15 protein-coding genes and 1 pseudogene are annotated in these 13,248 nt (G+C 72.2%); 1 reads left to right on the plus strand and 15 read right to left on the minus strand.

Features of this window, described 5'->3' with window-relative positions; all coding sequences use genetic code 11:
- Positions 1-7: 7 nt before the first annotated feature.
- From trpC to hisI, 6 genes are all read right to left on the minus strand, one after another.
- The gene (gene trpC, locus ACFT7S_RS15675; protein WP_382731779.1) at positions 8-817 is read right to left on the minus strand and encodes an indole-3-glycerol phosphate synthase TrpC; all 810 of its coding nucleotides are present in this window, start codon (positions 815-817) and stop codon (positions 8-10) included.
- Positions 818-941: 124 nt separating this feature from the next.
- Positions 942-1,451: a DUF2752 domain-containing protein gene (locus ACFT7S_RS15680; protein ID WP_382731782.1), complete on the minus strand. Its 510-nt coding sequence runs from the start codon at positions 1,449-1,451 to the stop codon at positions 942-944.
- A gap of 59 nt (positions 1,452-1,510) precedes the next feature.
- On the minus strand, positions 1,511-1,759 hold the full coding sequence (locus ACFT7S_RS15685) for an HGxxPAAW family protein (RefSeq protein ID WP_382731785.1): 249 nt from the start codon (positions 1,757-1,759) through the stop codon (positions 1,511-1,513).
- Between the two features lie 94 nt (positions 1,760-1,853).
- Positions 1,854-2,513 (minus strand): TIGR02234 family membrane protein, encoded by a 660-nt coding sequence (locus ACFT7S_RS15690; protein WP_382731787.1) that lies wholly within the window; start codon positions 2,511-2,513, stop codon positions 1,854-1,856.
- A gap of 14 nt (positions 2,514-2,527) precedes the next feature.
- Entirely contained in the window at positions 2,528-4,021 is a 1,494-nt protein-coding gene (locus tag ACFT7S_RS15695) for an anthranilate synthase component I (RefSeq protein WP_382731790.1), read from the minus strand.
- A gap of 11 nt (positions 4,022-4,032) precedes the next feature.
- Positions 4,033-4,425 carry a phosphoribosyl-AMP cyclohydrolase gene (gene hisI / locus ACFT7S_RS15700; RefSeq protein WP_382731793.1) on the minus strand — a complete coding sequence of 131 codons (393 nt, stop codon included), beginning with the start codon at positions 4,423-4,425 and terminating at the stop codon, positions 4,033-4,035.
- Between the two features lie 84 nt (positions 4,426-4,509).
- Between hisI and ACFT7S_RS15705 the strand changes: the two genes are divergently transcribed.
- On the plus strand, positions 4,510-5,142 hold the full coding sequence (locus tag ACFT7S_RS15705) for a TIGR03085 family metal-binding protein (RefSeq protein WP_382731795.1): 633 nt from the start codon (positions 4,510-4,512) through the stop codon (positions 5,140-5,142).
- Positions 5,143-5,160: 18 nt separating this feature from the next.
- Here ACFT7S_RS15705 and ACFT7S_RS15710 read toward each other — a convergent pair whose 3' ends face one another.
- The 9 genes and pseudogenes from ACFT7S_RS15710 to hisH all read right to left on the minus strand — a co-directional run bounded on the left by ACFT7S_RS15710 (position 5,161) and on the right by hisH (position 13,247).
- Positions 5,161-6,486, minus strand: coding sequence for an MFS transporter (locus tag ACFT7S_RS15710; protein ID WP_382731798.1), 1,326 nt, complete (start codon positions 6,484-6,486; stop codon positions 5,161-5,163).
- A 24-nt stretch (positions 6,487-6,510) separates the two neighbouring features.
- Positions 6,511-7,098 (minus strand): winged helix-turn-helix domain-containing protein, encoded by a 588-nt coding sequence (locus ACFT7S_RS15715; RefSeq protein ID WP_382731801.1) that lies wholly within the window; start codon positions 7,096-7,098, stop codon positions 6,511-6,513.
- Positions 7,099-7,151: 53 nt separating this feature from the next.
- A complete protein-coding gene (locus tag ACFT7S_RS15720) occupies positions 7,152-8,726 on the minus strand; it encodes a cation acetate symporter (protein WP_382731804.1) in 1,575 nt (524 codons plus the stop codon).
- A 191-nt stretch (positions 8,727-8,917) separates the two neighbouring features.
- Entirely contained in the window at positions 8,918-10,255 is a 1,338-nt protein-coding gene (locus ACFT7S_RS15725; protein ID WP_382731807.1) for a helix-turn-helix domain-containing protein, read from the minus strand.
- Between the two features lie 209 nt (positions 10,256-10,464).
- A pseudogene (locus ACFT7S_RS15730) lies at positions 10,465-10,586 on the minus strand (LuxR C-terminal-related transcriptional regulator); the annotation flags it as partial.
- A gap of 147 nt (positions 10,587-10,733) precedes the next feature.
- Positions 10,734-11,489, minus strand: a complete 756-nt coding sequence (hisF, locus tag ACFT7S_RS15735; protein ID WP_382731810.1) for an imidazole glycerol phosphate synthase subunit HisF — start codon at positions 11,487-11,489, stop codon at positions 10,734-10,736.
- Entirely contained in the window at positions 11,486-11,884 is a 399-nt protein-coding gene (locus ACFT7S_RS15740) for a RidA family protein (protein ID WP_382731812.1), read from the minus strand. Before ACFT7S_RS15740 ends, hisF begins: the two co-directional genes overlap by 4 nt.
- The gene (gene priA, locus ACFT7S_RS15745) at positions 11,881-12,606 is read right to left on the minus strand and encodes a bifunctional 1-(5-phosphoribosyl)-5-((5-phosphoribosylamino)methylideneamino)imidazole-4-carboxamide isomerase/phosphoribosylanthranilate isomerase PriA (RefSeq protein ID WP_382731815.1); all 726 of its coding nucleotides are present in this window, start codon (positions 12,604-12,606) and stop codon (positions 11,881-11,883) included. The genes ACFT7S_RS15740 and priA overlap by 4 nt, the downstream gene beginning before the upstream one ends.
- A complete protein-coding gene (gene hisH, locus ACFT7S_RS15750) occupies positions 12,606-13,247 on the minus strand; it encodes an imidazole glycerol phosphate synthase subunit HisH (protein ID WP_382731818.1) in 642 nt (213 codons plus the stop codon). The genes priA and hisH overlap by 1 nt, the downstream gene beginning before the upstream one ends.
- Between the last annotated feature and the right edge of the window lies 1 nt (position 13,248).

Consider the following 13,248-nt stretch of genomic DNA (forward strand, 5'->3'; position numbering starts at 1 on the left):
GGGAGGGTCAGCTCCGTCCGTGCCGGAGTGCCGGGTGGGCACCCGCGGCGACCAGGTCGGCGACGGCGGCCCGCGGGTCGCGGCCGGTGACCAGGGACTCGCCGACGAGCACGGCGTCGGCGCCCGCGTTGGCGTACGCGATCAGGTCGTGCGGGCCGCGGACTCCGGACTCGGCGATCTTCACGATGTGGTCGGGGATCTCGGGCGCGACGCGCTCGAAGGTGGAGCGGTCGACCTTCAGATCCTTCAGGTTGCGCGCGTTGACACCGATGATCTTCGCTCCGGCGTCGACGGCACGCTCCGCCTCCTCCTCGTCGTGCGCCTCGACGATCGGCGTCAGGCCGATCGACTCGGCGCGCTCGATCAGCGAGACCAGGGCCTCCTGGTCGAGGGCTGCGACGATCAGCAGGGCGAGGTCGGCGCCGTAGGCGCGGGCCTCCCACAGCTGGTACGAGCTGACGATGAAGTCCTTGCGGAGGATCGGGATGTCGACCTTCGCGCGGACGGCCTCCAGGTCCGCGAGCGAGCCGCCGAAACGGCGCTCCTCGGTGAGGACGGAGATGACGGACGCGCCGCCGGCCTCGTAGTCCGCGGCGAGCGCGGCCGGGTCGGCGATCGCAGCCAGGGCCCCCTTGGAGGGGCTGGAACGCTTGACCTCGCAGATGACGGTCACGCCTTCGCCGCGCAGTGCGGCGACCCCGTCCTTCGCCGCGGGAGCGCGGGCTGCGCGCTCCTTGAGCTCCTCGAGGCTGACGCGCGCCTGCCGCTCCGCGAGGTCGGCGCGAACGCCTTCGATGATCTCGTCGAGCACACTCACGCGAGCGGCCCCCTTCCGGAACGGTGATGACGGTGATGAGACAACAGGACCAGCTATCCCGATGGTATCCGCAGGAGGCCATTGGGCTGACATCGTGTGGACACGCGTCCCACTACCTGGGCATTCACGGCGCCAGCGCCGATCCGAACGGCAGATTCCGGACGACCGCGAAGATCAGCAATAGCGCGCCGATACCCCACCAGTAGACCGGGGCGAGCGTGATACGCAGTCGCTCCCCCCGACTCGCGCGGACCATCCACAGCACCCAGACGGCGGCGAACACGGCGTAGCCGACGACAGCGAACGCGTTCGAGCCGAGTGCGGTGGCGAGGTCGCCGTGCGCGACGGCGTGGGCGCTGCGCAGTCCGCCGCAGCCGGGGCAGAGCACGCCGGTGAGCCGGAGCAGCGGGCAGACCGGGTAGTGGCCCGGCTCGTTCGGGTCGACCGTGCCCACGTAGGCGAAGGCTCCGACGACGACGGCCAGCACGCCGACGGGCGTGGCGAGCCGCCTGAGCCGGGAGGCGGGCACGGGGGCGAAGACAGGTGCGTACGGCGGCGCGGCCGGGGGCCCGGCCGGGGGCGGGGCGGCGTCTTGTGCTGGCGAGGCGTCCACCCGGTGATTGTCCCTGCTCATACGGAAAGGCGCAGCCCGGGCCGGGCTGCGCCTCGCGTGGTGTTTCCGGTGGCCGGACGTCAGGAGATCTGGGCCTGTCCCGCCCGGGCCCTGGCCTGCGCCAGTTCCGCAGACTCCCTCGGCATGCCGAGACCGGCGGCCCTCATCGCGAGACCGACGATCCCGCCGATGAAGACGACGGCGATGCCGGCCCAGAAGCCGAGCGGGTTGGCCGCGACCATGAAGACGCCTGCGACACAGAAGCCGATGAACGCGATGATGACACCGGTCCAGGCGGCCGGGGTGTGTCCGTGGCTGGTGCCCGCCATGAGTTGCTCCTCGTTGGTGTTGCGCTGAAGGTATCGCTGTACAGAAAGCTCGGGGCCATTGTCCCGTACGTGCGGATACGACGTGAGCCGGGGGTCATACCTCGCGAGTCGGGTCTTCGCCGCGGTCCAGGGCCTTCCACAGGTCCTCGGGCCGGTCGGGGTCCGGGGCGGCGGGTGCGGCCTTGCGGGGGCGGGGGGTGCCGTCGCGCTCGTACCGTCCCGACATGGTGGGCCAGCGGCTTCCGTAGCGCAGGGCGAGCAGCCCGGCGAGGAGGATCAGCAGCCCGCCGACGGCCGTGACGTACGGCCATGCGGTGTGGGTCAGGGCGTCGATGGTGGCCGAGGTGTTGCCGGTGGTCTGCGCGGCCTTCTCGTCGAGGGCCGCGCTGTCCGAGGCGCCGAGGTAGGCACTCAGGCCCGCGCCGAGGCCGCTGAGGGCGAGGAGCCCCGCGACGAGCGCACGGCTGCCGCCCCGGACGGCGAACACGGCGACGAGGGCGGCCAGCGCGACGATGGCCAGGGCCGCGGGGAGGCCGGTGACGTCCTGCCCATCGGCCGTCAGCGGCAGGGTCCCGCCGCCGACGGCGGCCTCGCCCTCGGCCCACGTCTGTCCGGACGCGAGCAGGACGACGGTCGAGCCTGCCGCCCCGAGGAGCAGGGCGGCGGCCAGGCTCCGGCGGCTTCCCGCGCTGTCGGGCGCGGCGGCGGCTGGGGCACGGGTCTGGGGTACGGGCACAGCACTCACGTACTCCACTATCCCCTACGCCCTCAGGGGGCGTGGAGGCGGTTGGCCGTGTGGACCGCGCGGAGGACCGCGGCGGCCTTGTTGCGGCATTCGGTGTCCTCGGCGACCGGGTCGGAGTCGGCGACGACGCCCGCTCCGGCCTGGACGTACGCGGTGCCGTCTCGGAGCAGGGCGGTGCGGATGGCGATCGCGGTGTCGGAGTCGCCCGCGAAGTCGAGATAGCCGACGCAGCCTCCGTAAAGACCGCGCCGGGTCGGTTCCAGTTCCTCGATGATCTGCATCGCGCGCGGCTTGGGCGCCCCGGAGAGGGTGCCCGCCGGGAAGCAGGCGGTGAGGACGTCGAACGCGGTGCGGTCCTCGGCGACTCGGCCGGTGACGGTGGAGACGATGTGCATGACGTGCGAGTACCGCTCGACGGACATGAAGTCGACGACCTCGACGCTGCCGGGTTCGCAGACCCGCCCCAGGTCGTTGCGGCCGAGGTCGACGAGCATCAGGTGCTCGGCGCGCTCCTTCGGGTCGGCGAGGAGTTCGTCCGCGAGCGCCTGGTCCTCCTGCGGGGTGGCGCCGCGGTGCCGGGTGCCCGCGATGGGGTGGACCATGGCCCGCCCGTCCTCGACCTTGACCAGGGCTTCCGGGCTGGAGCCGACGACGTCGAAGCCGTCGAAGCGGAAGAGGTACATGTACGGCGAGGGATTGGTGGCGCGCAGCACCCGGTAGACGTCCAGGGCGCTCGCCGTGCACGGGGTCTCGAAGCGCTGGGAGGGCACCACCTGGAAGGCTTCGCCGGCCCTGATGCGCTCCTTGATGTCGTCGACGGCGTCCTGGTACGCCTTGCCGCCCCACAGTGCGGTGTACGGCGGGAGCTCGGAGGGCGGCAGCGCGGCGGGGGTGTTCTCGACGGGGCGGCGCAGGTCCTGTTCCATGGCGTCGAGCCTGGTCACGGCGTCCGTGTACGCCTCGTCGACACCGGTCTGCAGGTCGTTGTGGTTGATCGCGTTGGCGATCAGGAGGACCGTGCCGTCCCAGTGGTCGAGGACGGCGAGGTCCGAGGTGAGCAGCATGGTGAGCTCGGGGAGCTTCAGGTCGTCGCCGCCGTGCTCCTCGATCCGCTCCAGCCGGCGCACGATGTCGTAACCGAGGTAGCCGACCATGCCACCGGTGAACGGCGGCAGTTTCTCGTCGACGGCCAGGTCGCGGGGGGTGTGGAGGGTGTCGATGGTGACGCGCAGGGCGTGCAGCGGGTCCCCGTCGGCGGGGACTCCGACGGGCGGGGTGCCGAGCCAGTGGGCCTGCCCGTCGCGGGTGGTCAGGGTGGCGGCGCTGCGGACACCGATGAAGGAGTAGCGGGACCAGGTCCGGCCGTTCTCCGCGGATTCGAGGAGGAAGGTGCCGGTGCGTTCGGCCGCGAGCTTGCGGTAGAGCCCGACCGGGGTGTCGCCGTCCGCGAGGAGCCGGCGGCTGACGGGGATGACGCGCCGGTCGACGGCCAGCTTGCGGAAGGTCTCGAGATCCATGGCCGGTGACCTTACTGCGCGAGGGGGAGGACGTCGGCGTCGAAACAGGTGCGGTCGCCCGTGTGGCAGGCGGCGCCCGTCTGATCCACCCGGACGAGGACGGTGTCGGCGTCGCAGTCGAGGGCGACGGACTTGACCTGCTGGATGTGGCCGGAGGTGTCGCCCTTCACCCAGTACTCCTGGCGGCTGCGCGACCAGTAGGTGCAGCGGCCCGTGGCGAGGGTGCGGTGCAGCGCCTCGTCGTCCATCCAGCCGAGCATCAGTACCTCGCCCGTGTCGTACTGCTGGGCGATGGCCGGGACCAGTCCGTCGGCGCCGCGCTTGAGGCGGGCGGCGATGGCGGGGTCGAGGTTGCTGGCGGGCGTGCCGGGCGACGGCGTACCGGGCGAAGGCGTGCTGGTCATGTGCCCATTGTGCCGTGGCGGGGAGGGCCGTCCGGGCGTGCGTCCACTGGGCGGACCGCGGGGCCCGGTCGTACGCTGGCGTACATGTCGACCCATGCGAAGCGTGAACGTCTTCTGTTCGCCGACCTGTTGGAGGCGGCGGGCCCCGATGCGCCTACTCTCTGCGACGGCTGGCGTACCCGTGATCTGGCCGCTCATGTGGTGGTGCGCGAGCGCCGTCCGGACGCGGCCGGCGGAGTGCTGCTGGGAGCGCTGAAGAACCGGCTGGAGCGGGTGCAGGCCGAGTTCGCCGCGAAGCCGTACGAGGAGCTGATCCAGCTCATCCGTACAGGTCCCCCGCGCCTGTCCCCGTTCGCTCTCAAACAGGTGGACGAGGCGGCCAACACGGTCGAGTTCTTTGTGCACGCCGAGGATGTGCGCCGGGCCCAGCCGGACTGGTCGCCGCGCGAGGTGGACCCGGTCTTCGCCGAAGTGCTGTGGTCGCGCCTCGAACGGACGGCTCGGCTGGTGGGCCGCCGGTCCCCGGTCGGTCTTGTGCTGCGCCGCCCGGACGGCCAGACGGCGGTCGCCCACAAGGGCTCCCCGGTGGTGACGGTCACCGGCGAGCCGGGAGAGCTGCTGATGTTCGTGTTCGGGCGTCAGGACACGGCGAAGGTGGGACTGGAGGGCGACGAGGACACCGTGGCCAGGCTGCAGTTGTCGCAGCTCGGTATGTAGGGCGGAGGGCCGCCGGTCTCAGCGCGGGAGTTCGGCGCGGCGCAGCGTGGTGACGGCCAGGCCGACGGCGCCTCCCGCCACGCAGAGACCGGCAGAGGTCACGAAGACGGGGCCGGCGCCCCAGGCGGCGACGGCCGCCCCCGTGACGGGGTAGCTGAGCGGCGAGACGGCGTGGGTGAAGAGCGTCGAGACCGAGGTGACCCTGCCCAGGTAGGAGGGGTCGGCGGCGGTCTGGACGAGGGCCGCGCACAGGGAGCCGGCCAGCCCGGCGAAGAGGCCGACGAGGACCCCGGTGACGGCCGCCAGGGCCACCGACGGGGCGTAGGCGAGTGCGCCGATCGCGACCGCGCCGACCATCGCGGTCAGGCACATGACGAGTCCGGCGCGGGGCACCCTCCCCCGTACGGCGAGGAGCAGGGCGGCCGCTCCCGCACCGGTCCCGAACCCGGCGACGATCCAGCCCATGCCGGCCGCGCCCCAGCCGCGCTGCTCGGCGAGCAGGATGAGTCCGAGGTTCAGGGGTCCGACGAAGCCGAGCTCGCTGATGGCGATGACGAGCAGGAGCGGGCCGAGCAGGGGATGGCGGCGGGCGTACCGCAGCCCGTCGGTCAGCTCCCGCCAGGCCGTGGCGGGCGGGCGCGGACCGGGGTCTTCGTGTGCGGGGGCGTCCTGCTCGGCGCTGTCCTGTGCGGGACTGTCCCGCTCGGGGTTCTTCTCCTCCGGGTTCTTCTGCTCCGGCAGCGGTCGGATGCGTACGGCGATGAGCAGCGGCAGCGAGACCGCGAAGAGCATCCCGGCCGCCGCGAAGGCGAGCCGGGGCCCGCCGATGGCCACCGCCGCGCCGCCGAGCGGGGCTCCGGCGACATTGGCGACACGGGTGGCGAGTCCGCGCAGTCCCTGGATACGGGCCAGCTGCCCGGGGACGCTGATCCTCGGCGGCAGGGCTCCGACGGCGGGCAGGAAGAGGGCGTCGACCGCGCCGAAGACGAGCGCGACGACGATCAGCATCCACAGCGCGGGTGAGGTGAAGACCAGCGTGCCGGCCAGGCCGAGGACGACGACGCAGCGTGCGGCGTCGCTGCCGATGACCACACGGCGGGGTCCGAACCGGTCGGCGACGACTCCCCCGCCGAGCATCAGGACCGCTCTGGGTATGGAACCCAGGGCGAGCACGAGTCCGGTCTGGGCTGCGCTTCCGGTACGGGTCGCAGCCCAGGCGAGTGCCATGAAGTAGACGCTGTCGCCGATCATCGACGCGGTGTACGCGCCGAGCCAGCGCAGTACGTTGCCGTCGCGGTGGGCGGGGCGTTCGGGAGCGCGGGTGGGCGTGAGCGTGGCGGTCACGGGTCGTCCTCTCGGCGCGCCGGATCAGATGCGGAACGGGAAGCCGTACAGATGCAGGGCGACGTTCTCGCGGCCCTCCGTGTCGCCGGCCTCGTCACGGGTGCGGCCCATCTCCTCGTACCTGTCGATCAGTTCGTGCATCTCGCGGGTGAGCGTGGCCAGCTCCTCGGCGGTGAGCCTGGTCAGGTATTCGGAGCTGGAGGCGGCGCTGCGCCATTCCGGCGACCAGCTCTGCTGCGCATCGAGGTAGCCGCGGTAGAGCTCGATGCGCTGATCGAACGAGAGCCGGCCGACGGCCGCGTGGGTGGCGGCCTTCTCGGGCGCGTCGCTGAAGTCCTCGTCGTGGAAGTTCAGCCCCTTGGACGCGGGCTGCCACCAGCGTTCGCGGCCGTCGTGGCCCTCCCCCTCGGCAGGCTCGATCAGACCGTGGTCGGCGAGCTTGCGCAGGTGGTAGCTGACGAGCGAGACCGCCTCGTCGACCTGTTCGGCCAGTTGCGAGGCGGTGGCCCGGCGGGCGATGTAGAGCGCGCGGTAGAGCTTCATCCGCAGCGGGTGCCCGAACGCCTTGAGCGTGCCGAGGTCGGAGACCCGGCGGGATTCGTTGCTTGCCATGCCCTCCAGCGTAGACAGGAAAGAAAACTTGCACAATATTTATTGCACAAGTCCTATTGCGCAAAGAACGCTGTGCGGTTCCGGCGGGCGATCGGTGCCGGCGTGCGCGAGCCCAGCAGCCCCAGCAGGAAGCCGGCGGGGATCGTCACCAGGCCCGGGGTCTGGAGCGGGAACCAGCGGAAGTCCCACTCCGGCAAGAGCGCGACGGGTGTCCCGGAGACGGCGGGCGACAGCGTCATCAGGACGAGGATCAGCGGCAGCGTCCCGTACACGATCCAGCGCACCCCGCGGGCGGTGAAGCCCGGCCGGAAGAGGGCGTACAGCAGCACGGGCGGCAGGATCGAGGCCGCGGCTGCGAAGGAGAGGGAGAGCAGCACCTGCGGGTTGCGGTCCTGGGTGTACGTGGACGCGAGGACGGAGAGTGCGCCGATCGCGACGACGGTCCAGCGGGCCAGCCGGATCTCCCGGCGGGATGCCTTCCCGGCACCCTGGGCACCGGACCGCGCGGCGAAGTCGCGGGCGAGGGACGACGCGGCGGCCAGGGTGATACCGGCGACGGCGGCAAGGGTGGTGGCGAAGGCGGCGCAGGCGACGAGGGCGAACAGCGGGCTGTGCCGGGGTCCGTCGGCGCCCGGGTCGAGGGCGCCGGTGACCAGGAGCAGGGCGGTGTTGCCCGCCGGATCGGCTGCGCGCAGGATGCCGTGGCCGAGCAGGGCCGAGGCGCCGAGTCCGACGACGACGATCCCGGCGCACAGGAGGGCGACCGGGCCCACGGACCAGACGGCGGCGCGGCGCGCGGTGTAGGTGTCCCGCAGCGGATACAGCCGCATCATGATGTGCGGCATGCAGGCGGCGCCGAGGACGAGCGTGCACTGGAAGCCGATGAGATCGAGGCCGCCGGCGAACCCGTGGCCGAACTGGAGCCCGGGGCGTGCGTAGGCCCCGCCCTGCCCGCTCCCGTTCCGCGCGGCCTCGAAGAGCGCGAACGGGGACCAGCCGTACCGGGCGAGTACGAGCCCCGCGAGCAGGGTGACCGCGGCCAGGACGACGCCGACCTTGAGGATCTGGATGTAGCCGCTGCCGCGCATGCCGCCGAACGCCGAGTAGCAGATCATCAGGGCGCCGCTGGCGACGGTGCAGCCGGTGAGCGCGCCGTCCGGCAGTCCGAACATCGCAGTCATGACGTGTCCCGCGGTGGTGAGCTGCACCAGCAGGAGGGGCACGAGGACGACGAGGGTGGTGACACCGAGCGCCCGGCGCACGGAGCGGTCGCCGAGCCGGTCGGCCAGGAAGTCGCCGAGGGTGAACACGCCCTTGCGGCGCATCCGTTCGGCGAGCACGCGCATGACGAGGACCAGCGAGGCGACGGTCGCGAGGGCGAACAGCACTCCGTCGAATCCGGCGAGCGCGACGGAGCCGGTGGTGGAGAGCAGGGTGGCGGCGGAGATGTAGTCCCCGGCGATGGCGAGCCCCCCGCCCACCGGGCCGAGCGCGGCGCCGCCGCCCGCGTAGAAGTGCTCGGGGTCGTCCTGGTCGGCGGCGGCCAGACCGCACAGGAGCAGGGACACGGCGACGAACCCGAGAAAGATGACGACGGCGAGGGACCGGGCGTCGAAGGCGCCGCTCATCGGCGGGGCTCCGGTGCCGGAGGTGGTGGTGTCATACCGGTTACGGCACCAGACGGCCGGGACCGGGTACAGCGGCCGGCGCGGGGCGGGGGCGTGGGGACAGGGTGCCGGGGGGAGGTCTGTGCGGGGGCACATACCCGGCGCAGGGTGAGCCTGTCCGGCGATCGAGAACCGCGGCCCCCGCCCCGCCCTCAGGTGCCGAGCAGGCGGCGGGCCGCGAGCGCCAGGGACACTTCCACCGCGTCGGACGGGCGGGTCAGGCACCGGCCCGTCAGCTGCTCGAAGCGCCGCAGACGGTTGAGCACCGTGTTGCGGTGGCAGTACAGCCGCGCCCCCGCCCGCTGCGCCGAACCGTCGGAGTCGAGCCAGGCGGTGAGCGTCTCGATCAGTACGTCGCGGTCCGCCGGATCGAGGCGGTCGAGCGGCCCGAGCACCCGGGCGGCCAGCGCCCTGCCGAGACCCGGGGACGAGACGACGAGCGCGGTCGGCAGGTGCTCGTCGAGCTGGACGACGCCGCCCGACGAGGGGCAGGCCCGCAGCGCGGTCTCGGCCAGCCGACGGGCGTCACCGAGCGCGGCGAGCCCGCCGACCACGGAGCTGATGCCGACCCGGGTCCCCGGCGCCACCGTCAACTCCGCGGCGACCGAGGCGAGTTCCTCCTGACAGGGCGGGGCGGCACCGTCACCCTCCGCCGGGCCGTGATCACCGTCCTGCTGAGCGGCGGGCCCCCCGCTCAGCGCCAGAATCGCGAACTCCGCGTCCTGGCCCGGATGCCAGAGCACGTCCGTACCGGCGGGCAGCGTCACGGGCTGCTCGCCCGCGCCGTGCGGGGCGCGGCGCGCGGCGGAGACCGCGAGCACCGCGTACCGGCCGTCCACGGGCAGCCCCAGCATCGCCGCGGCATCCGGCAGGTCCGCGATCCGTGCCGTGCCGTCGAGCAGGGCGGCCGTCATCAGACGCTGCCGGTTCTCGCGCCGCCAGACCAGCCGGCGTTCGGCCTGCCGGTAGGCGTCCGCGACCACGGCGCAGTGCTCGTCGACGAAGTTCCAGACGTCGGCTGCGACATGGACGAGCAGCCGGATGTCCTCGGGATGGCGGCGCGCGGTCTCGTCGACGAGGTCCTGCCAGACCATCGCGCCGCCCATCCGGAAGGCGTGCAGCACCGCGTCGAGGGGCACGCCCTGCTTGGCGCGGGCCTCGCCGATCCACCGGGAGGTCCGGTGGGCGGCGTCCCGGAACTCGCGGGGCTGGATCAGGGAACCGACGTTGTGCCGCAGCGAGTGGTGCACCTCCTGCCACACCTCGGCCGGTTCGTTCTCGATGGCCGTGCGGTACGCCGGTTCCTGCTCCCGGAGCGCCTCGACGAGCCGGTCCGTGAGCTCGGGGAGCCCCGCGACCAGCACCCGGGCGGCCCGGTGCAGTACGGCGATGGCCTCGCGGTCGGCCAGCGAACGGAAGCGGTGTGGCAACGGCGCTACGGGGGGCGGTCCGTGCAGCGCCCTGATCCGTGAACGTACGACCTGTGGCATGGCGGCCTCCACCGGGAATCGGCCGGCTCGTGGACAGACCGGCTCCGGTGCACCCGGCCCGGCCTTGGGCACGAGCACACCGAATGATCCTGACGCCCGCAGAATGGCATACCGCCCAGTCGGTACCTAGGGGTCTGCGGAGTTCTTATCATCACGGTCCTGCAACCTCCCGGATCATCTGCGCGAACCCGGGCCCGGAACTTCGGGCCCTAAGGGCGGCCCAGCACCCTGGCGAGGTCGGTGCGGGACCTGACACCCAGGGTGGCGAAGACGTTACGCAGATGGTGATCGACCGTCCGGGGCTCACGGAGAGACGTACCGCCACCGCTCGGGGACCGAGAACCTCGCCCAAGGCTTCGGGGTGCACCGCGTGGCTGCCGCCGTTGTTCGTCGGCGGTCGCCACTTTCGCGGTGCACCCCGTGCGCGCACACCGGCGAGATCACCGGTCTTCGCGACCGGGCCCCACCGGAAGAGACCTCAGCGGACCGGGTGACCGGCTTCCCGCAGAGCGCCCTTGACCTCGGAGATCCGCAGGTCACCGAAGTGGAAGACGGACGCTGCGAGCACCGCGTCGGCGCCCGCCTCGATGGCCGGCGCGAAGTCCGCGAGCCGGCCCGCGCCGCCGGAGGCGATGACGGGGACCGTGACGTGCGCGCGTACGGCCGCGATCATCTCGGTGTCGTAGCCGTCCTTCGTGCCGTCGGCGTCCATCGAGTTGAGCAGGATCTCGCCCGCGCCGAGCTCGGCGGCCCGGTGCGCCCACTCGACGGCGTCGATGCCGGTGCCCTTGCGGCCGCCGTGCGTCGTCACCTCGAACGTTCCCGCGGGGGTACGCCGGGCGTCGACCGAGAGCACGAGCACCTGGCGCCCGAAGCGTTCGGCGATCTCGCGGATCAGGTCGGGCCGGGCGATCGCCGCGGTGTTGACGCCGACCTTGTCGGCCCCGGCGCGCAGCAGCTTGTCGACGTCCTCGGTAGTGCGGACACCGCCGCCGACCGTGAGCGGGATGAAGACCTGCTCGGCGGTGCGGCGCACCACGTCGTACGTGGTCTCCCGGTCGCCGCTGGACGCGGTGATGTCGAGGAAGGTCAGCTCGTCGGCGCCCTCGGCGTCGTACAGCTTCGCCATCTCGACGGGGTCACCGGCGTCGCGCAGATTCTGGAAGTTGACGCCCTTGACGACCCGGCCGTTGTCGACGTCCAGGCAGGGAATGACTCGGACCGCGAGGCTCACTTCGTACCGTCCCTGAATGCTTCGACCTCGACCTCGACGACCAGGCTCGGTTCGACGAACCCGGACACGATGATCATCGAGGCGGCGGGCCGGACGTCGTCGAACAGTTCCTTGTGGGCGCGGCCCACCTCGTCGACGTCCCGGGCGTGCGTGATGTACATCCGGGTACGGACGACGTCCTCGCGGCCGAGGCCGAGCTCCTTCAGTGCGTCGAAGGCGACGTCGAAGGAGGTCCTGGTCTGCTCGTACGGGCTGCCCGCCGAGATCTCGCCCCTGACCACCGACGTGCAGCCGGAGACCAGGACGAGTCCGCTGGGCAGCTCCACGGCGCGGGAGTAGCCGAACCTCTCCTCCCAGGGGGCGCCGGTGGAGACGCGGCGCACGGAGTCCGTCATGCGGAGACCGCCTTGAGCGCCTCTTCCAGGGTGAAGGCCTTCGCGTACAGCGCCTTGCCGACGATCGCGCCCTCGACGCCGTCCACGACGAGCGAGGAGATCGCCCGCAGGTCGTCCAGCGAGGAGACGCCGCCGGAGGCGACGACGGGCTTGTCGGTGGCGGCGCAGACGTTCTTGAGCAGTTCCAGGTTGGGGCCCTGGAGCGTGCCGTCCTTGGCGATGTCGGTGACGACGTAGCGGGCGCAGCCCTCGGAGTCGAGGCGGGCGAGCGTCTCGTAGAGGTCTCCGCCGTCGCGGGTCCAGCCGCGGCCGCGCAGGGTGGTGCCGCGGACGTCCAGGCCGACGGCGATCTTGTCGCCGTGCTCGGCGATCACCTTGGCGACCCACTCCGGGGTCTCCAGTGCGGCGGTGCCGAGGTTGACGCGGGTGCAGCCGGTGGCGAGGGCCGCGGCGAGCGAGGCGTCGTCGCGGATGCCGCCGGAGAGCTCCACCTTGATGTCCATGGAGCGGGCGACCTCGGCGATCTGCGCCCGGTTGTCACCGGTGCCGAAGGCGGCGTCCAGGTCCACGAGGTGCAGCCATTCGGCGCCCGCCTGCTGCCACGTGAGGGCGGCCTGCAGGGGGTCGCCGTACGAGGTCTCGGAGCCGGACTCGCCGTGGACGAGGCGGACGGCCTGGCCGTCGCGGACATCGACGGCGGGGAGCAGTTCAAGCTTCGGCATTACAGCGTCTCGATCCAGTTGGTCAGCAGCTGGGCGCCGGCATCGCCGGACTTCTCGGGGTGGAACTGGGTGGCCCACAGCGCGCCGTTCTCCACGGCCGCCACGAAGCGCTCGCCGTGCGTGGACCAGGTGACCCTGGGGGCACGGATCTTGGCGTTGGTGACTTCGAGGGACCAGTCGTGCGCCGCGTAGGAGTGCACGAAGTAGTACCGGGCCTCGGGGTCCAGACCGGCGAAGAGCTGGGAGTCCTCGGGGGCATCCACGGTGTTCCAGCCCATGTGCGGGACGACGTCGGCCCTGAGCGGGCCGACGGTGCCGGGCCACTCGTCCAGCCCTTCCGTCTCCACGCCGTGCTCGATGCCGCGCTCGAACAGGATCTGCATGCCGACGCAGATGCCCATGACGGGGCGTCCGCCGGCCAGCCTGCGGCCGATGACCCATTCGCCGCGGGCCTTCTTCAGACCCTCCATGCAGGCGGAGAACGCTCCGACGCCGGGCACCAGCAGCCCGTCGGCGTTCATCGCCGTGTCGAAGTCGCGGGTGATCTCGACGTCCGCGCCGACGTGGGCCAGGGCCCGCTCGGCGGAACGCACGTTGCCGAAGCCGTAGTCGAAGACGACGACCTTCTTCTTGTCACTCACA

Source organism: Streptomyces sp. NPDC057136, assembly GCF_042670885.1.
Classification (GTDB): Bacteria; Actinomycetota; Actinomycetes; order Streptomycetales; family Streptomycetaceae; genus Streptomyces.

Excerpts from the sequence above, each read along its gene's own strand:
- hisI (WP_382731793.1), bottom strand. The coding sequence starts at position 4,425 with ATGACCAGCACGCCTTCGCCCGGTACGCCGTCGCCCGGCACGCCCGCC.
- ACFT7S_RS15725 (WP_382731807.1), bottom strand. The coding sequence starts at position 10,255 with ATGCCACAGGTCGTACGTTCACGGATCAGGGCGCTGCACGGACCGCCC.
- priA (WP_382731815.1), bottom strand. The coding sequence starts at position 12,606 with ATGCCGAAGCTTGAACTGCTCCCCGCCGTCGATGTCCGCGACGGCCAG.
- ACFT7S_RS15705 (WP_382731795.1), top strand. The coding sequence starts at position 4,510 with ATGTCGACCCATGCGAAGCGTGAACGTCTTCTGTTCGCCGACCTGTTG.
- ACFT7S_RS15720 (WP_382731804.1), bottom strand. The coding sequence starts at position 8,726 with ATGAGCGGCGCCTTCGACGCCCGGTCCCTCGCCGTCGTCATCTTTCTC.
- ACFT7S_RS15680 (WP_382731782.1), bottom strand. The coding sequence starts at position 1,451 with ATGAGCAGGGACAATCACCGGGTGGACGCCTCGCCAGCACAAGACGCC.
- ACFT7S_RS15740 (WP_382731812.1), bottom strand. The coding sequence starts at position 11,884 with ATGACGGACTCCGTGCGCCGCGTCTCCACCGGCGCCCCCTGGGAGGAG.
- ACFT7S_RS15695 (WP_382731790.1), bottom strand. The coding sequence starts at position 4,021 with ATGGATCTCGAGACCTTCCGCAAGCTGGCCGTCGACCGGCGCGTCATC.
- ACFT7S_RS15715 (WP_382731801.1), bottom strand. The coding sequence starts at position 7,098 with ATGGCAAGCAACGAATCCCGCCGGGTCTCCGACCTCGGCACGCTCAAG.
- ACFT7S_RS15685 (WP_382731785.1), bottom strand. The coding sequence starts at position 1,759 with ATGGCGGGCACCAGCCACGGACACACCCCGGCCGCCTGGACCGGTGTC.